A 24,331-nucleotide genomic window follows, 5' to 3' on the forward strand; every position below is an offset into this window, starting at 1 on the left:
CTCCTGCCGGTGCGGCTGAAGTCCGAAGGCACGCCATATGCGCGTCACGGCCGTCTGCGACAGCCCCATCTCGCGGGCCATTGTGCGCGTGCTCCAGTGAGTCGCTCCCGTGGGCACGGACTCAAGCGTGCGTGCAATGAGCGCGTCTACCTGGGAGTCCTCGATCGTCCTCGGTGCTCCCGGGCGCGGTGCATCGAGCAAGCCGTCCACGCGGTGATTGATGAATCGCGAGCGCCACTTCGAAACCGTATGCGAGGTAACACGCTGTCTTGTCGCGACCGTCTTGTTGTCGATGCCCTCGGCGCAGGCCAGCACAATGCGTGCGCGCAAGGCCAGCGCCTGCGCGGTCTTGCGCCGCATGGTCAGNCACTAGCGTCGCAGCGCAAGAATAGCCTATAGGTCAATTTATCGAGGCTACTCCAGGCGCGCTTTCGCGAAGGTTAATTCTTGTCAGATGCGCACGTGCAGTCGTCCGAAATTGCAATGACTTGTTGCGCCAAAGAATTGATGGTGCTGTGAAGGTCGCGGTCTATCATCGGCGCGCCCAGCGCGTGACAAGCACGCTCGCGCGGGCCTCGATGAACGGAGCATCGGATCGAATTTCCGGGCAAGAACAATCGGACCGGGCTCGCGCTCGGTCTTCGCACGATTTTCTGAGTACCACACAACGGGGCCGGGTCCAACAAGGCGCGCAGCATCCCGCATTCACGCCGGTGCGCCGACCAACCAAGTGGCGCGCTCACAAAAAAAAGTGCCGCGAACGGCACCTTTTCTCCAACAACCAGCTTCCGCCGAAGCTTAGAAGCGGTGACGCAGACCGACCGTAGCAGCCGTCTGGTTCTTCGACGACGACGGCAGTTGTGTCACGTCGCCGCTGTAAATCGAAGCGACACCGCCGTCGCCCATTGCGTGCTGGTACACGGCTTGGGCGTAGACGTCCGTACGACGCGACAGCGAGTAGTCGGCTTGCAGGCCGATCTGGTGGTAGCGAACCGACTCCGAAGCACCGTTCGCGCCGACGCCATAACCCTTGCCGTCGGTGAAGGTGTAAGCAACGCCCAGGCCCAGAGCCGGGGTCACGTTGTACTTACCGTTGACTTCGTAGTTGTTGGCACGCAGCGATTGATGTGCGCCGGCGACGTTGTCGATACGCGATTGCGTCCATGCCAGACCGACGGTAGCCGGGCCGAACGAGTACGAACCTGCTGCGCCGAATTCACGCTGACGGAAGTTGCCGGTCAAGCCCATGATCGCGCCGTCCGAAGCACCGCCGTTGCTTGCCGTGCCTGCTGCGTTCGTTGCAGCCGGGTTGTTCTGCTGTGCGTAAGCAGCGCCCAAACGCAGACCTTGCCACTGGTATGCAGCACCAACGCTGTATTCACGGTTGTTTGCGAACGCGCCAGCCTGGTTCGAGAAGCCGTACGTGCCGCCGAACGTGAAGCCTGCGTAGTTAGCGCTCGAGTACTTGATCGAGTTGTTGACTGCAAAGCCGCCGTTCGTGTTCAGGTTGTCGTTGTTGAACGGGTGAGCGAAGTACGTGCCGCCCCAGCTGCCCGTTGCGGTCAGCGGTGCCAGGTAGTCTTGTGCCGCGTCGTATTGACGACCCAGCGTGACCGTACCGAATTGCTGGCTCGACAGACCGACGAACGCTTGACGGTTGAACATGCCGTTGTTGTTGGCGAACTTACCGTTGTTGATGTTGAAGCCGCTTTCCAACGTGAAGATGGCCTTCAGACCGCCGCCCAGATCTTCCGAACCGCGCAGACCGAACATGCTTTGGTTGATGCCGCCGCTACCCGCTGCCCACTTCGCGTTGTGGTTGACATTGCTGGTGTACGTCAGCCCGGCATCCAACAGACCATACAGCGTCACGCTGCTTTGTGCGTGAGCGACGGACGCGAACGATGCGGCAACCGCAACGACGATGAGACTCTTTTTCATGCGTGGGACTCCTGTTCGATAAATATACGCAGGGAGCAAGACCTGCCTCGACAGCGCTTGCACCGCACTGCCGCCCGGTTCGCCGAACCCTTTCGAGTCAGCCGGGCACCCTTGAAACGAGGCGTGAGTGTAGGGGGACACCCTAATAGCAATACGCGCAATTTGCGCAACAGGATTTTTCAGAATTCGCAACAATAACAACGGTTTTCGGATTAAGTCTTTGTTTTTTCGGCGTTTATCACGAATTAAGACGCACCGCGCGATTGCTCTAGACAGAAAATATTTGCAACTTCTCAATAATCAAAGTTGTGCGTATGCAACAACATTTAATATGCCTGACGCAATCGAGTCGGAGCGATTAAAAAATGAGCAACGGGCTTATTGCCTGAAAATGAGGCAAATGCATGAGGCAGATGTGGGGCAGCGTAAATTTATTTCAGAAAACCTGGAACTTAATTCAATTTTTTCCGGTCGCCATTTTACGGAGATTATTGGACACAGCGCGACACAGCGCTTATTCCGTTGTTTTGGCGATTAACAGATGGCGATTAACAAATCGGGTTGAATTTCTCGGTTCGACTTCCGTACAGCTTGAATTCGCTCCATGCGTGCGTACCACACTGACTTTTCGCAGAGTTTCTTCACGAGGCTGCTCCAGCGTGCAAAAAAGAAAGCAGCGTTGCACTTCTCCGCCTCGCCTGCTTTCTGACGGGACAACCTTTCGGACACAATTGAAACTCATTGTGCTAATCCGGCCGCGAATCACGCAAATCAATTTCACAAAATCTGAATCAATCAGGGCGCTGATATATGCAACAATCCGATCGAATTAAGAGGAGCAAAAATGGATACTCTTCAGAATATGCGGGTGTTCGTGCGCGTTGTTGAAGCAGGTAGCTTTACGGCGGCTGGACAACACCTGAATGCCACAACCGCTCAGATGTCGCGTTCCATTTCGGACCTCGAAGCGCATCTACGCGCGCGTCTGCTCAATAGAACAACGAGGCAAATCGCGTTGACTGAAGCCGGTGAGCGATATTTGCACCGCTGCGAGCAAATTCTTGCGTATGTCGAGCAGGCCGAAGCAGAGGCGGGTGACGCTCAGGCGAAGCCTGCCGGCAACCTCAAAGCCCACGCGATGACGGGCCTCGGTCAGTGCTACATCGTGCCGATTATAAGTCGTGATCAAGCACGCTATCCGGATGTACGCGTCGAGTTGACGCTCGCGCAACGCACCCCTGATCTGCTAGATGAAGGATTTGACGTGTCCTTGACGATGGCGACCAAACTGCCCGATTCAGGACTTATATCTCAGCGCTTGGGCAGTGCGTTCAGTATTGCGTTCGCGTCGCCCGCTTATCTCGGGCGTAATGGCACACCGCTGGTACCCTCCGATCTCAGTCGACATAACTGTTTGCAGATGGTGACATCGGTCTTTCCCGCCGACGAGTGGACTTTCGATGGGCCGAACGGTCAAGAATCGATCGCACTCGGGAACGCCGCGCTCCGGATCAATGTCGCCGAAGCATTAGCGGTCGCCGTGTGCGAGGGAATGGGTGTCGGACTATTGCCGGCCTACTCCGCTGCCGGCGGGCTGCGGAGCGGAAAGGTCGTCCGGATTCTGCCGGAATATACGTCGCAGCAGATGAATGTTTACGCGTTATATCCGTCCCGTCAGTATCTCGACGCCAAGATACGTACGTGGGTCGACTTTCTCCGCGAGGAATTACCAGCGGCGCTGGCCAAGGACCAGACAAGGCTTGGGACGATCACACACAACCATGATCTGTCTGTGTGCGGTTTCGAGTAAATCGGTTTTATGCACTGCCATGCCGGGAGCCGATAGAAGAACAGGCGGGCGCCCGGCCACCGCCCGTCCTCTGGCACGCCGACATTAATGTGCTACGACTAGATTGCCTTCGACGGCACGACCAGTCGTGCGAATCGCAATAACAGCAAGCAGCGCCGCGGCAAGCGGAATCGCCAATGCCAGATAGAAACCACTTGGGCCGCTGAAGCCAAGAACTGTCCCGCCCGCGGCAGAGCCAGCGATTGCGCCAATCCGGCCCATGCCGATGGCCCAGCCGGTCGCCGTTGCACGCAACGCGGTCGGATATGCACTCACCACGAGATAGTTCAGCGCAATCTGTTGACCGCCAATACCGAGTCCCGCAGCACCTGCCAGTGCAAAGACGAGACCCCACGCTGTCCCCGCATAAGCAAGGCCGACAGAAATCGCAACACCAAGTCCGAGTAGCACGATCAGCAATTTGCGCGTACTGACGCGCGGCAGCAGCATTGAAAGCGGAATCGCGCAGACGATGAAAACTGCATTCACGATTACGGTGCCCAACGGTGCCTGCGCGACCGGCAAACCCGCCGCCTTCAGCACTGTGGGCAGCCACGACAGGAACATGAACCACGATACCCAGTTGCACAGATAGACGGCCCAAATAGCGACGGTATTGCGCGCATTCCCATGCTTGAATAACGCGGTAACGCTTGCTCGCGAAGCTGTTTCGGGTACCCGAAATGCCGCATCTGCCGGCACAGGAACGGCCAATAGACGACGCAAGATTTTTCGCACACGTTGCGTACTACCGGCCTGTTCCCGATTAACCAGGTAGTGTAACGACTCCGGCAGTGCGAAATAAAGCACGACGAGTAGAAGCAACGGCGCTCCACCGCCGACGACGAATACGCCTTGCCAGCCAATCAACGGCATCATGCGCGCGGCGAGTAGTCCGCCCAGCATCGCCCCGGCCGGCAGCCCAAGTAGAACGCCCGTCATGATCGAACCGCGGTGTCGTGCCGACCCATACTCCGCTGCGAGCGCGAGCAGAACCGGTGTGCAGCCGCCCATCCCCAAGCCAGCGACGAACCGCAGAAACAGGATCTGAAAGGTGCTGGCGGAAAAAGCCGTAAGCAAGGACGCGATGCTGAAGACACCTACGCCGCCAAGCAGCGCGGGACGCCGACCGATCCTGTCACCGATCAGGCCGAGCGTCATCGCGCCGATAGTCATGCCGAGCGTACCCGCAATTAGTATCGGCGCCAGATCACCGGGCCGCAGGCCGAACGTCGCAACAATCGCCGGGCCTGTGTAAGCGATGGCTTGCGTATCGAACCCATCGAACAGCGCGGTTGAGAAACACAGAATAAAAATGATCCATTGATATGGCCTCAGCGGCTCGCGATCAATAAGCGATGAGATGTCGAGAGGCTGGCTCAAAGATGTCCCCCTGTTTGCGCGAACGCATGGCTTTCAATTTATATCGGTCGGCGGCCTGATCCCAGAGTAGAAGAACCGGTATGGGTTCGTCCAATACTGATTTGGACTGCTTTCATAGTGCCAACGCATAGTGGTCTAACGCCGGCTGATCAAGCGCATCTTCGAGTTTCGGCTAAAGGTCTCCCGCGGAGTGCAGCGCGTTTGTCGGGGCTGAATCTAGCGTCGCCCTTCCTTGATCCGCTGCAGCCAAACCCTCCCTCTTTCGATCCATGAGCAGAACGGCTATCGTGGCAATCACCGCTGGCGCGGCAATGGCGACGAAATTCAGCTTCAGCGGTAGCGCCATTTCCATCAGGATGCCTATTATGATAGGGGCGAGAATCGCTCCACTTCGACCAAACCCCGACGCCCAGCCGATTCCCGTCGATCGCATTGCCAACGGATAGAACTGCCCGGCATAGGCATAGGTGAGAATCTGCGTACCGATAGTCGAGGCGCCCGCAAGTCCGACGACAACGAACAGCATCGACGTAGGCACTTTGAAGCCAAGCAACGTGATCGACATGGCGGCAAGCGCATACATGCAAGCCAGCACATGCTTGATATTGAAGCGATCCGCGAGCCACCCGCCGCCGATCGCGCCTATCATCGCACCGAGGTTGAGCACCAGAACGAATGTCAGCGCCGAACCCAGCGTGTAACCCGCGCTTGCCATCAGCTTGGTGAGCCACGAACTCAGCGCGTACACCATGAACAGGCACATGAAGAAGGCGATCCACAGCATGACCGTACCGACCGCGCGTCCATCCTGGAACAGCTTGCCAATCGGCGTGGCCCGCGCTGTGCCGCCGTCGGACAAAACGAACCGGTCGCCTTCCTGCGCAACATGATCGGGCACGAGACGGGTCGCGATGGAGCGCAACGCGTCGGTGCGCCCGGAGCGGAGCAGGAACGCCATCGACTCCGGCATCATTCGCAAAACAAACGGAATCAGAAGCACCGGCAGGCCCGCGGCAATGAACACCGACTGCCAGCCGAAGCGCTCGATCAATCCTTTGCCAAGCAGCGCCGCCAACATGCCGCCAACCGAATAGCCGCTAAACATCAACGTCACCATCGTGCTGCGAATTTTGCGCGGCGAGTACTCGGACATTTGTGCGACGACGTTGGGCATCACGCCGCCAATGCCCAGTCCGGCGATAAACCGGAAGGCGCCGAACGTCACCGGATCTCGGGCGAAGCCGGCCGCGGCGGTAAAGACGCTGAACAGCAAAATGCACGTCGCGATTGTCCAGCGCCGGCCGAAACGATCCGCAATCGTGCCGAAGAACACGGCGCCGAACATCATCCCGAACAACGCGGTGCTCACCATGAAACCGGCGCTCGTCGACTTGATGCCCATCTCCTTCATGATCGAAGGCAACGCTATGCCCGCGACCGCCAGGTCGTAGCCGTCGAAGATGATGACAAGCGTGCACATGGCCAGCACGATTGCATGTAGACGCGTGAAGCGCGCGTCGTCGCCAAACTTATGAATATCGATTTGCCGCACGATTGTTCTCCTTAAACCGGCTTAAACGAGGCGCACGCGCACGGCGTGCTAAGAGCAGATGTAGCTGGTAGCTTGATTCGGATTGCCACTTGTGTAGGTACCCTTAGCCGGATACAGGCAGATAGGTCTTGATTTCGGTGCAGCCGCATTCGAGTTCGATATATCGATACGATTGGGCGACGTCTTGCTTTCGACCCAGGTAGTGAGTGCCGTGTACAACTGATCATGCGTGGGCAAAGGCGGATCCGCTGCAGCGTTCGCCGTTCCGTTACCCAGTCCATGCGTCATGCCGGGAATGAGATAGAACCGGAAAAAGTCCTGAATCGTAGAGAGTCCGCCCATCTGATCGGCGACACGGTTGTAGTAGTTGATCGACCCCTGCGGCATGATCAGGACATCGGCCAGTCCGTGGTACATCAACAGCTTCCCACCGTTGCTGCGAAACGCAGATAGGTCCGGATTGTCGGTATTGATGTTGGCGAAGGAGGGCTGAAGCGAGATACCTTGTGCAGACGCATTGGCAAGCTGGGCATACGTGAGCGCCGTCCAGCCGTTGGCACCGTTGCCGGTAGCGTTCGTGAAGGTCGGCGTCGCCAAAGCGGGCGTCTGCAATTCGAGCGCCACAAGGTCCGTCGAGATGGTAAAGGGCGTCGCACCTGCAAGAGCGGACAGATTCGTTCCACGTGTGAGCCCATACCAGAGCTGCGACCCGCTCGGCGTAACTGAAAAGCTGTTATCAGTTGCGGGAGACGGCACACTTCCGTCAGCCGTCTGGCCATACCACATCTTGTTGAATGCGGTGGCCTGAGTGGCCGTTACGCACGCCGCGCTCGCGTTGGTGCCGCCGCTAGCCGTGCAGATGACCGACGTATCCTGCGTCGGGTCGTACCGGCACTGGGACGGATCGGGTATGTACCCGAGATGCTGCCCGCCTGCGACGTCGCACGAACTGATAGCGGCATTCGATACGAGTGAAAGCTGAGCCGAAGTCAAAAGCGCTCCACCCAGGTCGCGCCGCATGACGATCTGCGGATAAAGTTCGTTGCTAATGAACTTTGTCCAGTTGATTGCTGGCGCCCCGTCAAGAATGCCGTCGAAATCGGTCGGGTTTGCCTGAGCTTCCTTGAGCCCCTGACGGCCGCCGGTCGAGAACCCATCCCAGTACGCGTACCTGGGCGCGGCTCCGTAATAGGCGCTCGCCAACGCCTTCGCCTTGACTGCCATTTCGTGGATCGCTCGCTGGGAAAAATCATTCCACAGCACGGTATTCGGCGTTCCGTCGGGGTTCATCGCAAATGAACCATTCGAGACGCTGTGGCCCGTATCGGTCGTCGCTGCAACCGCCCCCTCTTCGCCGGCCACCCGAAATGGTTCGGGGACCGCCGCGCCGGGATTATTCAGAATCGCTCCCGCGAGTTGCGTCAAGGACTCGTGGACGCCTCCCGCCCATCCACCACCGCCTTCCACATGCAGACGTTTGTTCCAGTTGGCCGGGGAAGGCAACCACACTTCGATGCCGATTCCGGGCGAGGTCGACGGAGCGTCAGCCGGTCCCGGATTGCCCGGCCCTACGTTGAGCTTGACCACGCACATGTCGTTGGCCGCGGTCGGCGTGGACGACGTCGCGGTGCCGGTCAGGACGAGGGCGTCCCCTTTTCTGAAGCTTTTAACCAATAACACTTTGGTATTGGCATCCGGCACGAAGCCGGTCTTGATGCTGTCGTCGCAAGTCAGCTTTTGCGTGACGGCGCTCAGGGAATCTACGTGCCCCCCGCATCCGCCCATTGCCAGTACGCACAGGGCGGCGGGTAGCCAAGGTTTGCCGATCTTCTTTGAAAGCGGGTACATCGTTGTCTCCTGACATGTCGTGTTCGTGTCGAACGGTGTCACCCGAACGACAGGTAATGCAGGAATCGTTAATGCCACGCGTCATTTGCAGACGGCGAATTCAAGAGCATCGAAGGTGGCTGCCTCAGGCGATCGCGGTCTTCCACGATGCCGCCCTCCGGCATGAAGCAGTGAGCGGGCTCAGTCGCGTCTCCAAGCACACCGCGCCGAAGATAATGCACTATAGAGCACACTTAACATGCATCATAATGCTCGTTAACACTACCGCAGGCGATGCGTCCCTGCCCTGATCCCAGGCAGGGAGCCGCCTGGCGGCGATATACTCGGCTCTTGCAACCGTGCGCTTTCCTTCTGGGAATCGAATGAACTCATCGCCGACCGATGTGCCCTCCGACGCAGCGCCCAAAGAACCCGTGCTCGTCGCGCTGGGTGAGCGAATCCGCCTTCTGCGGGCGCGGCGAGGCATGACACGGCGCGACCTCGCCCATCAGTCCAACGTGTCCGAACGTCATCTGGCCAACCTGGAAATGGGCACCGGGAATGCATCCGTCCTTGTGCTGGAGCAACTCGCGCAAACGCTTGGCTGCTCATTGGCGGCGCTCGTCGGCGATCCGTTGACCTGCTCACCCGAAGGCGAGCAGATTCTGGCGTTGTTGCGCGATCAACCACCGGCCGCCTTGCGACTCGCGCTCGAAACACTCAGGCAGTTGCTGAGTTCCAGTCCTACGGACCCCGACCGCTACCGACGGATTGCATTGATCGGCTTGCGAGGCGCCGGCAAATCGACGCTAGGCAAAATGCTGGCGGACGTAATGGAACTGCCTTTTATAGAGATCACCCGCGAGGTCGAACGGATCGCCGGTTGCAAGCCATCCGAGGTTCATGCGCTGTATGGCGCGACGGCGTATAGACGCTATGAATTCCGGGCATTGGAGGAAGTCCTCAAGCGTGAAGCGGAAGCCGTCATCGCCTCGCCGGGTGGACTTGTATCGGAGACGCGCACGTTCAATCTGCTTCTTTCGCGCTGTTTTACGGTCTGGTTAAGAGCCACGCCTGAGGATCACATGCAGCGTGTCATCGATCAGGGCGATCTGCGGCCGATGGCAGGCAGAAGCGAAGCAATGGACGACCTTCGCCGCATCCTCGCGGGTCGCTCCGAACTTTATGCACGCGCGGATGTTTCGTATGACACGAGCGGGAAAACCTTAAGGCAGTCGTATCAGGGATTGCGTGACTTGCTGGCGGCAATTTTATCGCCGCCATGTCGGCCTGATGCAACGAGCCCTTGCGAACACCAAAAAAACTCCACAACACAATTCTCAACGTTCTACGGAAAGTCACGGCACACCCCTCACGGTTGACCAACGGCAAAGCATTGCCCTCCACCCGATCATAAAGCGGGTGCGGCGCACGGAGACAGCAGCAGTTGGATCCAGTTTGACGACAGCAGGCGGAAACGAGTCACACACTTCGGGCGAGGCAAACCAGAAACCCGTCTGCTGCGTTCGTTTCGTCGACATCTGCTTCTTGTCTGGCGTGCGCGCGACAGGTAACTTCGGCTATCGCGACACGTCCGCAGAAACTACCCCATGTATCAATACACCGAATTCGACAAGGCCTTCGTGCGCAGCCGCGCTGCGCAGTTCCGCGATCAGCTCGAGCGCTGGCAGGCCGGCAGGCTGGACGAGGACTCATTCCGTCCGCTGCGCCTGCAGAACGGTTGGTATGTGCAACGCCACGCGCCGATGCTGCGCGTCGCCGTGCCATACGGTGAACTGTCGGCCGCGCAGCTGCGCGTGCTGGCGCGCATCGCGCGCGAATACGATGCGCCCGAAGCGGATGTGTACGAGCTCGCGTCTGCGACCCAGCTCAAGCTGGGCACGTTGAACCTGCCGACGCATTACGCGCACTTCACCACCCGCACGAACGTACAGTTCAACTGGATTCCGCTGTCGAAAGCAGCCGACGTGATGGACCTGCTGGCAAGCGTCGATATGCACGGTATCCAGACGAGCGGGAACTGCATTCGCAACATCTCGTGTGATGAACGCGCGGGTGTGGCGCCCGACGAAATCGCCGACCCGCGTCCTTTCGCCGAAATCATGCGGCAATGGACGACATTGCATCCCGAGTTCGCGTTTCTGCCACGCAAATTCAAGATCGCGATAACGGGGGCCATCGACGATCGCGCGGCCACCGATTGGCACGATGTCGGCTTGCGACTGCTGTCGAACGAACATGGTGATCTGGGCTTTTGTATCTCCGTAGGCGGCGGCATGGGGCGCACGCCGATGACCGCGACGGTGCTGCGCAAGTTCCTGCCGTGGCAGCACATCATGAACTACATCGAGGCGGTGGTACGCGTGTATAACCGCTATGGACGGCGCGACAACAAGTACAAGGCGCGAATCAAGATCCTCGTCAAGGCCGAGGGACAACGCTACATCGACGACGTCGAAGCGGAGTTCCTCGCGATCGTCGAAGAGGATGGCGGGCCTCATACGATTCCGCAATCGGAGCTCGATCGCGTGCGAGCGTCGTTCGTGCCGCCGCAGCGACGCGCGAGAACCGCGCACAACCCGCAAGCCTCTGTTGCCGCGCTGAACGCGATGGCTGCGCAACATCCAATGTTCGCGCGCTGGCTGCAGCGCAACGTCGCGTCGCACAAAGATCCGTCGATGCGTATCGTCACGCTCTCGTTCAAACGTTTGAACCAGGCGCCGGGCGATGCGTCGGCAAACCAGCTCGATCTCGTCGCCGATCTCGTCGACCGCTTTTCCGCGGGTGAAGCGCGCGTCACCCATACGCAGAATGTGGTGCTGCCGTGGGTGCATGTCGACGATCTGTTCGATCTCTGGCAGGCGGCCCGCAGCGCGGGTCTCGCGAGCGCGAACGTGCATCTGCTGACCGACATGATCGCGTGCCCCGGCGGCGACTTCTGCGCACTCGCCAACGCCCGTTCGATTCCCATTGCCGAGGCCATGACGGAGCGCTATCAGGATCTCGACGAATTGCACGACATCGGCGAAATCAACCTGCACATCAGCGGCTGCATCAACTCGTGCGGCCATCATCACAGCGGTCATATCGGCATTCTCGGCGTCGACAAGGACGGACAAGAGTGGTACCAGATCACGCTCGGCGGCGCGGACGGTTCCAATGCAAGCGGCGCTGCGCGCGCGGGGAAGGTGATCGGGCCGTCGTTTTCGGCGGCGGAAGTGCCGGACGTCGTGGAGGCGCTTATCGCCACCTATCGCGACGCGCGATGCGATGTGGAAGGACGAACGGAACGGTTCACCGAAACCGTCCAGCGTATCGGACTGGGTCCGTTCAAGTCGGCGGCCGACGAAGTCCGCGTCAAAGTGGAGGATCTCGCATGAAAACGGAGCGCATCCGGCTTCTGACGATGCCCGAGCACCAGGCAGAGAGCGCACTGCGCGTGCTCAAACTCGCTAACGACGAAGACCCGTTGTCGTTGAAAGACACGATAGATGGCATCGACCGCATCGAGCTCGAGTTTCCGCAATTCACCGATGGCCGCGCGTATAGCCAGGCGTATCTGCTGCGTCGCCGGCTCGGTTTCAAAGGCGATTTGCGCGCAACCGGTGACGTGCTCGTCGACCAGTTGCTCCAGATGGAGCGCACGGGCTTTTCGAGCGCGGTGTTGAACAAGGGCCTCGATCCAGCGGACGCGCGCAAGCAGTTTGATCGATTCCCTGCGTTTTATCAGCGCGATCTGGCGCATCGCGTGTAAAGAGGGGGCACTCGTTTTCAGTGCAATAAGTGACGGTAGCGCATTAACTGTGATTCACGAGTGCCGGGCGTTACCGAGCTGTATTGCCTGCTGCACGAGTTCGGCGAGGACACGCATTGCGCGATCGATTTCTGCGCTCCATGGATGCCCGAAGTTGAGCCGCACACAGTTTCTGAACGCCCGGGTCACCGAGAAAATTGGCCCCGGCGCGAGGCTGAAACCCTGTTCGATCGCCAGCCTGTGCAGTTCCAACGCGTCGATCTCGTCGGGGAATTCGAGCCACACGAAATAACCGCCTGCCGGCAACGTCCAGCGAACGCTGGGCGGCATCCAGCGCCGCGTTGCGCATCCATCGCGTCGCGCTGCGCGCGCAACGCGGCGCGCAGCTTGCGCAGGTGCTTGTCATAGCCACCGTGCTGCAGATAGTCCGCGATGCCCGCTTGCTCGGGAATGCTCGCCGAAAGCGTCGTCATCAGTTTGAGCCGCTGCACCTTGTCCGTGAATCCGCCGGCGGCCGCCCAGCCGATTCTGTAACCGGGCGCGAGTGTCTTCGAGAAAGAACAGCAGTGCATCACGAGCCCTTTCTTGTCGAATGCAATCGCAGGCAATGGATAATCTGCCTGAAAATGCAGTTCGCCGTAGATGTCGTCCTCGATTAACGGCACGTCACGTTGCGCGAGCAATTCGACTAGCGCCTTCTTCTTCTCCAGCGACAGCGTTGCGCCAGTAGGGTTCTGATAGTTCGTCATGAACCAACAGGCGCGGATCGGATGCCTGTCCAAAGCTTGCGCGAGCGCGTCGAGGTCGAGGCCAGTCAGCGGATCGACGGGGATTTCGACGGCACGCAAGTCGAGCCGTTCGATCGCCTGCAGCGCCGCATAGAAACCCGGCGACTCCACCGCGACCACATCGCCTGGCCGCGTCACTGCCATCAGACACAGGTTCAATGCCTCCAGCGCGCCGTTGGTCACGACGATTTCGTCCATTGACTGCGAAAGGCCCATGCCAAGATAGCGAAGCGCAATCTGCTGACGCAGCGCCTCATTGCCGGGCGGCAAATCGACCACCGTGCTCCACGGACTGATGAGCCGGGCCGATTGTGCAAGCGACTTTGCAAGCCGTGGCAGCGGAAAGAGCAATGGCGACGGAAACGCCGAGCCGAGTGGCACGACGCCCGGATGTTTGGCGGCTTCAAGAACGCTGAAGACCAGTTCGCTGATATCGACCTTCGCGGAGTCGGCAAGCGTGCGTGCCGGTCCCGGCATCCGTTCGCCCGACACCGCCGCGCCCCGCGCAACGTAGTAACCGGAGCGCTCCTGCGCGCGAATGAGGCCCCACTCTTCAAGCAGATAGTACGCACGAAACACGGTGGACTGGCTGACACCATGCTGCACGATGAGCTGACGCAGCGAGGGCATGCGCGCACCGACGGCAAGGCTGCCCGAGCGTATTTCTGCCGCCATCGCGTTGGCGAGTGCTTCGTATCGTGTCATCGAACGTCCGTCGTTCCGGCGCGCAGGAGTGCGCCTGAGCCTTTCATATTAGCGGTGACCACACTGTGTAATGAACGCCTGATTCGGCGCATCGACACGAAGACGATGACGGCAGCCGTCGCGGCGGCGATGAACGCGCTTGACGTGTTGGCTGACGGACGGTGCGTGCTCGCGCTTCGCGTGCCTCCGTCCGCTGCTCACGCCACCGTTCGCTCGTCCATTTCGCGCACTTGTCGGTCCGCGACGCACTCCACGAGCCGCACTATGCGCAGGACGATTTCGTGCATGCGTGTACCAGGCAGGAAAAATTCTGCGACACCCAGCGCTTTCAGCACACCCGTGCTTTCCGCTTGAACGTTCCCGCCAAGCACAACGGGCATCGCGGCGCGACACGCGCGCAGTTCATGCATCAGTTGCGATGTCAACTCGACATGTGCGCCTGCGAGCGACGACACGCCGATCATGTCGACGTCGTTCGCCAACGCGCGCTCCGCAACTTCCGCAGGCGAGATGAAGAGCTCGTTGGACACGACGTCGAAGCCCGCATCGATCAACGCGGCAGCCACCGCTTGCGCGCCGCGATCGTGGCCGTCCTGTCCGAGCTTCGTGATCATCACGCGGGGCTTGCGTCCCAGCGTCGATGTCAACCTGTCGACCTGTTCGCAGGCAGCCTTCCACATTGCATCCGATGAAAGCGCTTCCTCATAGATGCCGGCGCTCGCATGAAAACCGATCGCATGACGCGGCCACACGGCTTCGAGCGCGCGCGTGCATTCACCGACTGTCGCGCGCGCACGCATGCAGCAGATCGTCAACGCGAGCAGGTTGCCTGTGCCCTCGCGCGCGGCCGTTTCAAGCGCGCTCAACGCACGCGCCACATGCTCCGCATTGCGCCGCAGTTTGACCTCTGCGATGCGACGGACCTGGTGGCCGCGCACCTGTTTTCCGTCCAGCTCGAAACATGCGAGCGCTTCGTCCGCATCGCCATGAACGAACGCGTTGACGCCCACCACGATTCGTTGCCCGCTATCGATTTCCGCCTGCAGCGTCACAGCCGATTCGTGAATGCGTTCGCGAATCCATCCCGAGCGGATCGATTGCACGACGCCGCCGCACGCGTCGATCTCGCCAATCAGCGAACGGACGCGCGCTGCGATATCGGCCGTCAACGCTTCCATCATGTACGAACCGGCCCACGGATCGACGACGTCGCACAGTCCCATTTCGTGCTGAAGCATGAGTTGCGTGTCGCGAGCGAGGCGCGACGAGGATGCCGAAGGCAAGGCCAGCGCTTCGTCATGGGCGTTCGTATGCAGCGACTGCGTGCCGCCGAATACGGCCGCCAGCGCTTCGACGGTGGTGCGCACGACGTTGTTCGACGGCTTCTGCGCGGTCAGCGACCAGCCGGACGTCTGGCAATGCATCCGGAGCGCGCGCGCTTTGTCGGATGTCGCTCCGCACTGGGCTGCAAGTTCCGACCACACGAGACGCGCCGCACGCAGCTTCGCCACCTCGACATAGAAATCCGTGCCGACGCCGAAGAAGAAGCTCATGCGCTCACAGGCGTCGTCGGCACTCATTGAGCGCTCGCCAAGCGTTTCGACGTAAGTGCGCGCGTTGGCCATCGTCAGCGCCAGTTCGAGCACGGGATCGGCGCCGGCCTCCTGAAAGTGATAGCCGGACACCGATAGCGCGTTAAAGCGCGGAGCATGCCGCGCAAGATAGTCGACCACATCGGCGGCGATTCGCAACGACGGTTCAGGCGCGAAGATGCAGGTGTTGCGCACGATGAACTCTTTGAGAATGTCGTTCTGAATCGTGCCGGTCAGTTGCGCCGCGTCCACGTCGCGCTCGTCGGCCGCGACAATAAAGGCGGCCAGCACCGGCAGCACCGCGCCGTTCATCGTCATCGATACCGACGTCCGGTCGAGCGGAATGCCCGCGAAAAGGCGCGCCATATCTTCGACTGTATCGATCGCGACCCCGGCCAACCCGACATCGGCGCTCGCGCGCGGATCGTCCGAATCGTAGCCGCGCTGGGTCGGCAGATCGAATGCAACGGACAAACCCTGCGCCCCTTCCTCGAGCGCGGTGCGAAACGCGAGGTTCGAATCAGCGGCTTCCGCGTAGCCTGCGTATTGTCGAATCGTCCACGGCTTCGCCGTGTACATCGACGCGTACGGACCGCGCACGAACGGCGCAGCGCCAGGCATACTGTTCAGATGCGCAACGTTGGCGAGGTCGGAGGCGGTATAAAGCGTCTTCAGCGGCACGGCGCGTCGCCGGGACCGCACTCGCATCGGCGCCTCGCGTTTGACGGCGGATCTCATCGCTGTCTCCAGTGTTTTTCCGTGACGACGTCGGCGATCTTCAGGTTGTCGCTGCCGCGTCGCACTTCACTCCAATGCGTGATGCCCTGCCCGCTTTCGCGCTCGCCGACGACCTGCACGCTCAATGCGTCGCCGACATTGACGTTGCCATAGAAGTGTAGCGACCGGCTCGCGATCACCGGCGGCTCCGCAAACCGGTGCCGTTGCCATTCGGCGCGATCGACGAACGACTGGAAGCTCGCGAAGTAGAGAAAGTCCGCGCCATTGAAGTCATTGTTCGGGCATGGAAGAAACTGGGCGACCTCGTGCACGCCAGGCGCAAGGCCTTCGCACGATGCCCAGTCTCCTGCCCTCAGGCGCTTGCCCGTTTGCGTCATGGCAAGCGCTTCGTCGGGCGTCGGACTGACCGCACCCGCAAGCGCGGCAAGCGTTGCGCGCGCGACCGAGCGATTGTTGCGCGCTTCTCCGCGCGTGACGAACGTCGACGACATCGACACCTCCGCGATCGACGCGTCGCCACGCACGATGCGGTGTGTGCTGAAGTGCCGGACCGGGCCGGTCCTGCATAACGCGGTGTGAATCTCGAAGTCGTCGTTCTCGCGAACGGCATCGAAACCGTGCGCCCGCAGGCGGATCGCGGTGAAGGCGGCATACGAGCGGCCGCCGTTGTCGTCGCTGAAATCAGGCGTGGCTCGCCCTGTGTGCGCGGCCAGCGCCTCCCAATGGCGATGCCCGCATTCCTTCAGCAGCCAGTTCTCCGACAGGCCGGTGAAGCTCAGTTGCGGCATGCCGGCGCGATAGCGTCCAGTCGTGTTCTGCATAGGCTTCGGCCGGTCAAGCCGCGAGACTGTCGGTTGCCGGGACGGACGCATCGAGCGACGCACGGATCGCGTCGACGACATAAGCCGCGTCACGCGCAACGCCCGAGAAGCGCCCCGAACCCCACGTATGAAGCCACGGCAAGCCGATGAAATACAGTCCCGCTTGCGGCGTGATGCCCCGCGTGTGCGCCGGGTAGCCGCGTCCATTGAACACGGGCGCATCGATCCAGCTGAAGTCCGGCGTGAAGCCAATGCACCAGATGATCGACGTGATGCCGCTCGCCGCCAGATCGAACGACGTGCGCTCGCCGTCAGGCCGCCATACCGGCTCATAGGCCGCTTCGCGCGGCGCGTCGATGCCCTGCCTGTCGATGAACGCATCGATGCTCGCGTTGATACGGTTGTAGGTATCGTCCGCGCTATCCAGGTTCTCGATCAGGTTCGGCGAGAACTGCAGGCGGCCGTCGCGCAGATCCTCGAGCCGGCCATACAGTTCCATGCCTTCGAGCGCGAAACGCCGCAGATCGATATCGCGTCCGCCATCGCGGCCTGTCACGTAATGGTTCGTGTTGTCGCGCACGCCTTCGCGCAACGGATGCTGCTCGACCGGCATGTCGTAGTAGTGCATGTCGGCGAGCCAGTCGACCACGTCGCGCCCGCGATAGAAACGCGCGCAGCGCGGGGCCTCGCCGACCGCGAGGTACACCTTGCGCCCGCCCAGATGCAGATCTTCGGCGATCTGCGCACCCGACTGCCCCGAGCCGACGACGAGCACCGCACCGTCCGGCAAGACCTCAGGATTGCGATATTGCGAAGACTGTATCTGCAAGATCCCGGCGGGCAGACGCTCGGCCATGCGCGGCACGATCGGTGTGTGATAACCGCCCGAAGCCACGACGACGCGATCCGCAGTGAACTCCCCATTCGACGTCGAAACGTTGTAGCGTCCATCGACGTCGCGCTTCATGCGTTTGACCTCGGTGTGCTCGAGCACTGGCGCATCGACCATCGCAATGAAGCCATCCAGATACGCGATGATCTGATCCTTCTTCATGAAGCCATGCGGGTCGTCGCCACGATACGGGTAGCCGGGCAGCGCGCATTGCCAGTTCGGCGTGACGAGACAGAATGCGTCCCAGCGTTGCGAACGCCAGGTGTGCGTGACCGAATGCTTCTCGAGAACGAGATGATCGATGCCGGCCTCTTTCAGGTAGTAGCTGATGGACAGGCCAGCCTGGCCGCCACCGGCGACGATGACCGTGTAGTGACGATTCGCATGGGCCGCTTGAGGGCTAACGGTTGTGTTCGACATGGTTCTTTCCTGCCTTCCGTATGAATGTTCCTGCGCCCGCTGCAATCGCTTTGTCAATGGGCGCGCCGCATTCAGGTTTCACAAAAGTTCGACGACCTTCACGACCGCCAGCGGGTCCGACGAAAAGCCCTCGGCCTGCTGCTCGATCTGCGCGAGCTGATCCATGGCGGCGGAACAGGCGAAGCCGTATTTCTCGCGCACGCGCTCGGAGCCGATATGCAAAGCCTCGCGCGAGCGTTCGACAAACTCGCTCAACGCGTAGCTCTCGCCCGCGGCAAGGAACTCGCCGACTACCGTCGACGGCGAATAGCAGTTGGCTTCGGTGCCATCGGGCCACTGGACCCTGAAGTGCATGACTGGCATGACATATCCTTGATGAGTGATTTTTTCAGACGGGAGTGAATTGCAGTTGCCGCCGGTACAACGCGATGTGACGACGGGCGCTCGCGGTCCAACTGAAGCGCAGCAACAACTCAGGCACCGCGTGGGTGAAATCGACGCCGCCGCGCGCATTGAGCGAACGGCGCAGCGCGCTGGCGATGCTGTGCGCGTCGTGAGGCTGCGCCCAGCAGCAGACGCGTTCATCGAGGTACTCGATAAACGGCGCGATCCGCGAAACGACAACCGGCGTGCCCGACGCCAGTGCTTCCAGCACGACCAGCCCGAAACCCTCGCGCAACGAAACCATCGATACGACATCCGCGCGGCGAAAGAGCGCGGGCATGACGTCGTCGTCGAGCGGGCCGGTGACGACGATCGGACACCCCGCGCCAATTGCAAGATTCAGCGCCGAAGCGCGCTCAAAAAAACGCCGGCTATAGGCGTCGTGATCCAGAAGACTCGCGCCTCCCGCCACGACGAGTTGCGCATCGGCATGTGTCTGCCTGAGCAACGCGAACGCTTCGAGCAGTTGCAGCGTGTTCTTGCGTTCCTCGATGCCGCCGACTGCCAGAACGACAGGCGCGCCGACAATGCCGAATCTTGCGAGCGGCGCCGTGTCGGAGTTGTCACGTTTCACCGTGAAGCGCTTTAAATCGACGCCATTCGTCACGGTCACCGCGATCACGCCGAAGTCGCGCTGCATCCGGCACGTCCACGCATCGCTGACACAATAAACGGCGTCAGCATCCGCATACGCGCGCCGCTGCCATTCAACGAGGCGCGGCACGGTAAAGTCGTCGAGATGGTGGACCGTTCGCACGAACCCGCGTATCGCGCCTTCATGCCGAAGCTCGGCGAGTGCGTTGCCGCTGATGCTGTCCTGCGCGTGGAGAACGTCGAAGCTCGCCGGATCGTTGGCCAGCAATGCGGCCTTTAACGCGTCGATACGCGTCTGCACCATCGATACTGTGTCGCTCGCGTTCGCAGCGACGTGAGCGAGCACGATCCGGCACGGCGACGCCCGGAACATCGCGGCCCCGCCGACCGACGGCGCAAAGATCGTCACGCGATGCCCTGCGTCATACAACGCGCGCGCGAGTTCGAGCGTGTGCACGACGCCGCCGCGCGGGTTCACCGAATGCGTGAGGAGCGCGATTCGAAAGGGACGTGCCTTCATGCGCGCGCTCCCGAAGGCGCGCCGATAAACGGCCCGTCGCCTAAATTCCAGAGCAGCGCCGCGTCGCCGCGCTGAGTGAGCACCACTTCGCGCGACGCATCGACTTCGCCGATCACCGCGCACGTCAGATCGCGCGCATCGAAGCGCGCGAGCACTTCGTCCACGTGTTCCGCGCGCACCGACAGCACGAAGCCGAAGCTCGGAAACGCGCCGAGCCAGCGCTCGAAGTCGACGCCCTGCAGTCGTGGAATCGCGTCCAGATCGATTCGCGCGCCCATCGCCGAACATTCGAGCAGCATCAACGACGTGCCCAGCACGCCGGCCATGCTGATGTCCTTCGCGGCATCGCACAGGCCGCTTTCCGCGAGTGCGGGCAACAGTTCGAGATCGTCGCGCAAGCGCTGCGCCGGCGCGCCGACCGATGCGTTCCAGAACGGATACGGGTCTTCGAAGCGGCCACGCAGATCGACGGCCATCACCAGGCGATCGCCCGCGCGCGCGTTGAAGCTCGACAGCAGCGCACGCGCGCGGCCCACGATCGACACCGCGAGTTGCGGCTGCGCGCTGCGCGTATTGCTATGCCCGCCAACCACCGGCACGCCGTACGCAACCGACGCCGCCGCCATGCCGGCCAGCACTTCTTCGGCCGCGCCGATGCCGTCGCTCCACAACGCATCGACAACGGCAAGCGGCCGGCCGCCCATCGCGTACACGTCGCTGATGTTGACCATCACGCTGCTGTAGCCCGCGAACCACGGCATGGCTTCAACGAAATCGCTCACAAGCCCTTCGATCGCAAAAAGCAGGTAGCCGTCACCATCGCGGATCGCCGCGCAGTCGTCGCCGACCGCGACCGCCTGCGCGAGATCACGCACGCCGTGCGGCAGGCGCTGCGCCAACGACGCGACGACCCCGGCAATATCGGTCTTATGCCGAAAGCCTCGGCTTTCCCTTAGCCGTTCGACGAGCGAAGCGATGCTCATGACCGTCTCCGCGACGACGTGACGAGGCCGCTCTCCGGCGTAAAGCACGGCGGATAGTGCGCAAGCTCCGCTTCCATCAGATGATGCGCGCGCCCGAACAACATCTCTTCGCCAACCGATTGCCAGTGCAGACGCCGGAACAACGGCACATTCTGGCTTTGCACATGCGCAAGAAAAGTCTCGCAACCGAGCGCGTGCGCGCTGCTCACGGCGAGCCGGATCAGCGTCGAGCCGAGCTTGCCGTGCGAGCGGAACGCCGCATGCACCGCGAGCCGCGAGCCTAGCCACACATGCGGCTCGGTCTCGTGAATCCGTACGGTGCCGACTACCTGCTCTGGCACGCCCGCGACGCAACTCAATGCAACCAGCAGCTTCGCGTGGGTGTCGATTTCATCGCGATCGTCGCCGACGAAGATGCCCTGCTCGACGCAAAACACCGCGCGTCGCAGCGCATAGGCTTCGTTGCTTTCCCACGGTAGCGTCGCCCATTTCACGCGGTATTCCGCAGGCGTGAACGCAATCGGCAATGCGTCCAGCTCATCGACGGCTTCGCAGAACATGGCTACTCCTCGTACGATGCCAGCGACGAACATGCGCCGCATTTGCCGCAGCCCGCCTTGATGTCGGCGGAACGCATCTGCGCGTCGCGCAGCATCGCACCGAGCGGAACGAGCACCGATTTCATGAACTCCGGCGTCGGCGCCGGATGGTCTTCGAGCGGCGTGCCGCTGATCGGCACGAACGGCACGACGAACGGGTAGACGCCGAGCGCAATCAGTTCGCGCGAGATCGACAGGATCGCGTCGGCGGTGTCGCCAAGTCCCGCGAGAATGTACGTGCTCACCTGCCCTCTGCCGAACACCGCGACGGCCGCCTTGAACGCCTCCATATAGCGCGACACGGGCACGCTCGCCTTGCCGGGCATCACGCGTTCGCGCACGGCAGGCGTCACCACTTCCAGATGCATGCCGAGCGCATCGATACCGCTCGCTTTCATCCGTTCGAACCAGCGGTCGTCGTCGGGCGGCTCGCATTGCGCCTGGATCGGCAGATCGACAGCGGCCTTGATCGCGAACGCGCTTTCGCACAGGATCTGCGCGCCGCGATCGCTCGTCGGCGGCGTGCCCGTCGTCAGCACCATGTGCTTGACGCCGTCGAGCAGCACGGCCGCGCGCGCGACTTCGGCGAGTTGTTCAGGCGTCTTGCGCGCAATCGTGCGGCCCGCCGCGAGCGACTGGCCGATTGCGCAGAACTTGCATGTCTTGCGGCGGCTTTCGTAACGGATGCACGTTTGCAGCACGGTCGTCGCGAGCACATCGGTGCCGTGCAGCGTGGCGATGTGCGAATACGGCACGCCGTCCAGCGTTTGCAAACGCGTGAAGCGCGGCGCCTTCGGAAAGCTGATGTCCGCGATCGGTATCGTGCCGCGCATCAGCGCGCTCGCGCCCGCTTCATCCGGCGCACTGGCGACGAACGGCGAGTTCCACGCTGAACTCGTATGCACCGGCACCATGATCGTCACGCCGTCGACGGTGACCGCCTTGTGATCTGACGGCCCCGCGCCGCCGCGCCGGCCCGCGACGCCCGCATTCGGATCGACCAGACGCAAACCCGCGGACTGCAACTCGGTGCGCAGTTGCGTCATCTGCCTGTGCCGTTCGGTTCCCACTTCAGTTGACTGCCGGTTCATGGCCGGCAGATTCGCGCTGGCATTCATCCTGACCTCCACCCGTGGTATCGAAAGCGGCATCGGCGCTGAATCGCTCGAACGCCGTGTTCATCGGCGCGACCGGGGTCGCGGGACGATCGTTGATCGCAAGGCTCAACAACTCGGGCCGCGCGTAATGGCCGACCGAGTCCATCATCCGTTTACGCTTCGTGATCAGCGACATGTCGAGATCGGCGACCACCATCCCTTCGCCTTCGCGCAAAGGCTCGGCGAGATGCTGTCCTTCCGGCGACACGATCGCGGTATGACAGCCGCCGCGCAACGCCTTTTGCAGCTTCGGATCGGTCGTCACCGAATCGATCTGCGCTTCGCTCAGCCAGCCTGTCGAGTTGACGACGAAGCAGCCCGATTCGAGCGCGTGGTGACGGATCGTGACTTCGATCTGCTCGGCGAAGATCGGCCCGACGAGCGAGCCTGGGAACTGGCTGCAATGGATCTCTTCGTGCTGGGTCATCAACGTGTAGCGCGCGAGCGGGTTGTAGTGCTCCCAGCAGGCGAGCGCGCCGACGCGCGCGATGCCCGTATGCGCGACCTTCAGTCCTGCCGCGTCCCCTTGGCCCCAGATCATCCGCTCGTGAAAAGTCGGCGTGATCTTGCGGCGTTTGAGCACAAGGCGGCCGTCGACGTCGAACACGAGCTGCGTGTTGTACAGGCTGCCGTGATCGCGCTCGTTCACGCCGAGCACCACCACCATCGCGTGACGGCGCGCGCGTTCGGCTACCGCCTGTGTCACGGGCCCCGGCACGACGACGGCCTGCTCATACAGCCGCATGTGGTCGGCGCCCGACGCGACGGGCGGACGCACGAACGAAAAGTACGGATAGTACGGCACGAACGTCTCGGGGAAGACGATCAGCTGTACGCCTTTGGACGCGGCTTCGTCGATCGCGGCGCACACCTTGTCGAGCGTGCCGCCGGGACGATCGAACTCCGGTGCAATCTGCACCGCGGCCGCTCGGATGATTCGCTGGTCGGACATGATCGGCACCCGGCCCGCGCTCAAACGGTCCACGTGTGGATGACCAGCGCGTTCTCCTTGCGATGGAGAAGCTGAATATCGAGCACGTCGAGCGGACTGATCGGCCGGATGCCTTCGATCAGCGACGCTTCGCCATGACCGTACAGCGCCTGCAACGCGAAGCGGCAGGCGTACACCTTGCCGCCTTCTTCCATGAACTTCATCAGTTGCTTGTTGAAGTTCAGATGACCCGGAAAGGCTTCGTCGCCGAGCGTCGGAAAGCCGCGTTGCAGACCGAGCGTGACGCCCGGCCCGTACAGCAACACCGACGTATCGAAGCCCTTGCGTTGCAGACGCGTGGCCTGCAACAGGTTGACGAAACCGATCGAGCCTTCGAACGCGACCGTGTGAAACGTCACCAGCGCCTTTTCGCCGGGTTCGGCTTTGACGTCGGGGAAAACCTTCTCTTCGTAATCGACCAGAAAATCGCCTTTCTGATGCAGAGGTTTATTGACGGCAGGCATATCACTCTCCAATAAGTCGCGTAATTGATCGTATTTGCCCGCCGGAAAATGACCGGCTGGCGAATTCAATAACGCAACGGATATGCCACCATCCGGCCCGAAACATGCAATCAACTTCCAATCATTCAAACGGCGATTGTTCGAGCGACCCGAAAAAAATCTTTGAATGCCTTGTTTGACGGGGCTTTGCACCGAATCGCGCAAGCCGGCTGCGCACCGTCTCAGCGCAGCGCAAGACATGTTCGTGCGTGCGCGTGGTGCGGCAAACCCCGGAAACGTGCATTCATCCAATCAAT

The 24,331-nt window shown here is 61.3% G+C and carries 18 protein-coding genes and 4 pseudogenes; 5 read left to right on the forward strand and 17 right to left on the reverse strand.

The features are described from left to right. A pseudogene (locus DLM46_RS24135) lies at positions 1-366 on the reverse strand (helix-turn-helix domain-containing protein); the annotation flags it as partial. Positions 367-798: 432 nt separating this feature from the next. After that, a complete protein-coding gene (locus DLM46_RS24140) occupies positions 799-1,941 on the reverse strand; it encodes a porin (RefSeq protein ID WP_115104633.1) in 1,143 nt (380 codons plus the stop codon). A gap of 283 nt (positions 1,942-2,224) precedes the next feature. On the opposite strand from DLM46_RS24140, the gene DLM46_RS39120 reads away from it, so the two are divergent. Beyond that, on the forward strand, positions 2,225-2,479 hold the full coding sequence (locus DLM46_RS39120; protein WP_133300368.1) for a hypothetical protein: 255 nt from the start codon (positions 2,225-2,227) through the stop codon (positions 2,477-2,479). Positions 2,480-2,785: 306 nt separating this feature from the next. Continuing rightward, positions 2,786-3,751, forward strand: a complete 966-nt coding sequence (locus DLM46_RS24145; protein ID WP_115104635.1) for a LysR family transcriptional regulator — start codon at positions 2,786-2,788, stop codon at positions 3,749-3,751. An 84-nt stretch (positions 3,752-3,835) separates the two neighbouring features. Here the strand turns inward: DLM46_RS24145 and DLM46_RS24150 are convergent, their stop codons facing one another. The 3 genes from DLM46_RS24150 to DLM46_RS24160 form a co-directional block, all read right to left on the reverse strand. Further along, a complete protein-coding gene (locus DLM46_RS24150; protein ID WP_244306354.1) occupies positions 3,836-5,173 on the reverse strand; it encodes an MFS transporter in 1,338 nt (445 codons plus the stop codon). A gap of 172 nt (positions 5,174-5,345) precedes the next feature. Further along, positions 5,346-6,725 (reverse strand): MFS transporter, encoded by a 1,380-nt coding sequence (locus DLM46_RS24155; protein WP_115104637.1) that lies wholly within the window; start codon positions 6,723-6,725, stop codon positions 5,346-5,348. Positions 6,726-6,773: 48 nt separating this feature from the next. Further along, the gene (locus DLM46_RS24160; RefSeq protein ID WP_115104640.1) at positions 6,774-8,573 is read right to left on the reverse strand and encodes a tannase/feruloyl esterase family alpha/beta hydrolase; all 1,800 of its coding nucleotides are present in this window, start codon (positions 8,571-8,573) and stop codon (positions 6,774-6,776) included. A 362-nt stretch (positions 8,574-8,935) separates the two neighbouring features. On the opposite strand from DLM46_RS24160, the pseudogene DLM46_RS24165 reads away from it, so the two are divergent. Further along, a pseudogene (locus tag DLM46_RS24165) lies at positions 8,936-9,829 on the forward strand (helix-turn-helix transcriptional regulator); the annotation flags it as partial. On the opposite strand, the pseudogene DLM46_RS41315 reads toward DLM46_RS24165, so the two are convergent. Continuing rightward, a pseudogene (locus tag DLM46_RS41315) lies at positions 9,816-9,890 on the reverse strand (DUF2970 domain-containing protein); the annotation flags it as partial. The pseudogenes DLM46_RS24165 and DLM46_RS41315 overlap by 14 nt on opposite strands. Before the next feature lie 272 nt (positions 9,891-10,162). Here DLM46_RS41315 and DLM46_RS24170 point away from each other — a divergent pair. Then, a complete protein-coding gene (locus DLM46_RS24170; protein WP_115104646.1) occupies positions 10,163-11,953 on the forward strand; it encodes a nitrite/sulfite reductase in 1,791 nt (596 codons plus the stop codon). Then, complete coding sequence (locus DLM46_RS24175) at positions 11,950-12,327, forward strand: DUF934 domain-containing protein (RefSeq protein WP_115104648.1); 378 nt, start codon at positions 11,950-11,952, stop codon at positions 12,325-12,327. Before DLM46_RS24170 ends, DLM46_RS24175 begins: the two co-directional genes overlap by 4 nt. A gap of 54 nt (positions 12,328-12,381) precedes the next feature. Here DLM46_RS24175 and DLM46_RS24180 read toward each other — a convergent pair. From DLM46_RS24180 to DLM46_RS24230, 11 genes and pseudogenes are all read right to left on the reverse strand, one after another. Then, positions 12,382-13,820: pseudogene (locus DLM46_RS24180) on the reverse strand (aminotransferase-like domain-containing protein). 197 nt (positions 13,821-14,017) lie between these two features. Continuing rightward, positions 14,018-16,150: a methylmalonyl-CoA mutase gene (gene scpA, locus DLM46_RS24185; protein ID WP_115104651.1), complete on the reverse strand. Its 2,133-nt coding sequence runs from the start codon at positions 16,148-16,150 to the stop codon at positions 14,018-14,020. Next, on the reverse strand, positions 16,147-16,971 hold the full coding sequence (locus DLM46_RS24190) for a Pnap_2097 family protein (RefSeq protein ID WP_115104653.1): 825 nt from the start codon (positions 16,969-16,971) through the stop codon (positions 16,147-16,149). Before DLM46_RS24190 ends, scpA begins: the two co-directional genes overlap by 4 nt. Before the next feature lie 13 nt (positions 16,972-16,984). After that, on the reverse strand, positions 16,985-18,283 hold the full coding sequence (locus tag DLM46_RS24195) for an MSMEG_0569 family flavin-dependent oxidoreductase (RefSeq protein ID WP_115104655.1): 1,299 nt from the start codon (positions 18,281-18,283) through the stop codon (positions 16,985-16,987). A gap of 78 nt (positions 18,284-18,361) precedes the next feature. Continuing rightward, a complete protein-coding gene (locus DLM46_RS24200; RefSeq protein ID WP_115104658.1) occupies positions 18,362-18,646 on the reverse strand; it encodes an MSMEG_0570 family nitrogen starvation response protein in 285 nt (94 codons plus the stop codon). Positions 18,647-18,671: 25 nt separating this feature from the next. Then, positions 18,672-19,841 (reverse strand): MSMEG_0565 family glycosyltransferase, encoded by a 1,170-nt coding sequence (locus DLM46_RS24205; protein WP_115104660.1) that lies wholly within the window; start codon positions 19,839-19,841, stop codon positions 18,672-18,674. Further along, positions 19,838-20,824 carry a sll0787 family AIR synthase-like protein gene (locus tag DLM46_RS24210; protein WP_115104662.1) on the reverse strand — a complete coding sequence of 329 codons (987 nt, stop codon included), beginning with the start codon at positions 20,822-20,824 and terminating at the stop codon, positions 19,838-19,840. The genes DLM46_RS24205 and DLM46_RS24210 overlap by 4 nt, the downstream gene beginning before the upstream one ends. Next, positions 20,821-21,384 carry an MSMEG_0567/Sll0786 family nitrogen starvation N-acetyltransferase gene (locus tag DLM46_RS24215; RefSeq protein ID WP_115104665.1) on the reverse strand — a complete coding sequence of 188 codons (564 nt, stop codon included), beginning with the start codon at positions 21,382-21,384 and terminating at the stop codon, positions 20,821-20,823. The genes DLM46_RS24210 and DLM46_RS24215 overlap by 4 nt, the downstream gene beginning before the upstream one ends. A gap of 2 nt (positions 21,385-21,386) precedes the next feature. Beyond that, positions 21,387-22,541 (reverse strand): MSMEG_0568 family radical SAM protein, encoded by a 1,155-nt coding sequence (locus DLM46_RS24220; protein WP_244306355.1) that lies wholly within the window; start codon positions 22,539-22,541, stop codon positions 21,387-21,389. Then, positions 22,495-23,532, reverse strand: a complete 1,038-nt coding sequence (locus DLM46_RS24225) for a Nit6803 family nitrilase (RefSeq protein ID WP_115104972.1) — start codon at positions 23,530-23,532, stop codon at positions 22,495-22,497. Before DLM46_RS24225 ends, DLM46_RS24220 begins: the two co-directional genes overlap by 47 nt. 20 nt (positions 23,533-23,552) lie before the next feature. Then, complete coding sequence (locus DLM46_RS24230; RefSeq protein ID WP_115104667.1) at positions 23,553-24,035, reverse strand: MSMEG_0572/Sll0783 family nitrogen starvation response protein; 483 nt, start codon at positions 24,033-24,035, stop codon at positions 23,553-23,555. Positions 24,036-24,331: the final 296 nt, after the last annotated feature.

The organism is Paraburkholderia lacunae (genome assembly GCF_003353175.1).
Classification (GTDB): domain Bacteria; phylum Pseudomonadota; class Gammaproteobacteria; order Burkholderiales; family Burkholderiaceae; genus Paraburkholderia; species Paraburkholderia lacunae.

Coding starts and splice junctions, on each gene's coding strand:
- DLM46_RS24215 (WP_115104665.1), bottom strand. CDS start 21,384: ATGTTCTGCGAAGCCGTCGATGAGCTGGACGCATTGCCGATTGCGTTC.
- DLM46_RS24190 (WP_115104653.1), bottom strand. CDS start 16,971: ATGCAGAACACGACTGGACGCTATCGCGCCGGCATGCCGCAACTGAGC.
- DLM46_RS24210 (WP_115104662.1), bottom strand. CDS start 20,824: ATGAGCATCGCTTCGCTCGTCGAACGGCTAAGGGAAAGCCGAGGCTTT.
- DLM46_RS24225 (WP_115104972.1), bottom strand. CDS start 23,532: ATGTCCGACCAGCGAATCATCCGAGCGGCCGCGGTGCAGATTGCACCG.
- DLM46_RS24230 (WP_115104667.1), bottom strand. CDS start 24,035: ATGCCTGCCGTCAATAAACCTCTGCATCAGAAAGGCGATTTTCTGGTC.
- DLM46_RS24145 (WP_115104635.1), top strand. CDS start 2,786: ATGGATACTCTTCAGAATATGCGGGTGTTCGTGCGCGTTGTTGAAGCA.
- DLM46_RS24170 (WP_115104646.1), top strand. CDS start 10,163: ATGTATCAATACACCGAATTCGACAAGGCCTTCGTGCGCAGCCGCGCT.
- DLM46_RS24140 (WP_115104633.1), bottom strand. CDS start 1,941: ATGAAAAAGAGTCTCATCGTCGTTGCGGTTGCCGCATCGTTCGCGTCC.
- DLM46_RS24205 (WP_115104660.1), bottom strand. CDS start 19,841: ATGAAGGCACGTCCCTTTCGAATCGCGCTCCTCACGCATTCGGTGAAC.
- DLM46_RS24160 (WP_115104640.1), bottom strand. CDS start 8,573: ATGTACCCGCTTTCAAAGAAGATCGGCAAACCTTGGCTACCCGCCGCC.
- scpA (WP_115104651.1), bottom strand. CDS start 16,150: ATGAGATCCGCCGTCAAACGCGAGGCGCCGATGCGAGTGCGGTCCCGG.
- DLM46_RS24200 (WP_115104658.1), bottom strand. CDS start 18,646: ATGCCAGTCATGCACTTCAGGGTCCAGTGGCCCGATGGCACCGAAGCC.
- DLM46_RS24220 (WP_244306355.1), bottom strand. CDS start 22,541: ATGAATGCCAGCGCGAATCTGCCGGCCATGAACCGGCAGTCAACTGAA.
- DLM46_RS24175 (WP_115104648.1), top strand. CDS start 11,950: ATGAAAACGGAGCGCATCCGGCTTCTGACGATGCCCGAGCACCAGGCA.
- DLM46_RS24195 (WP_115104655.1), bottom strand. CDS start 18,283: ATGTCGAACACAACCGTTAGCCCTCAAGCGGCCCATGCGAATCGTCAC.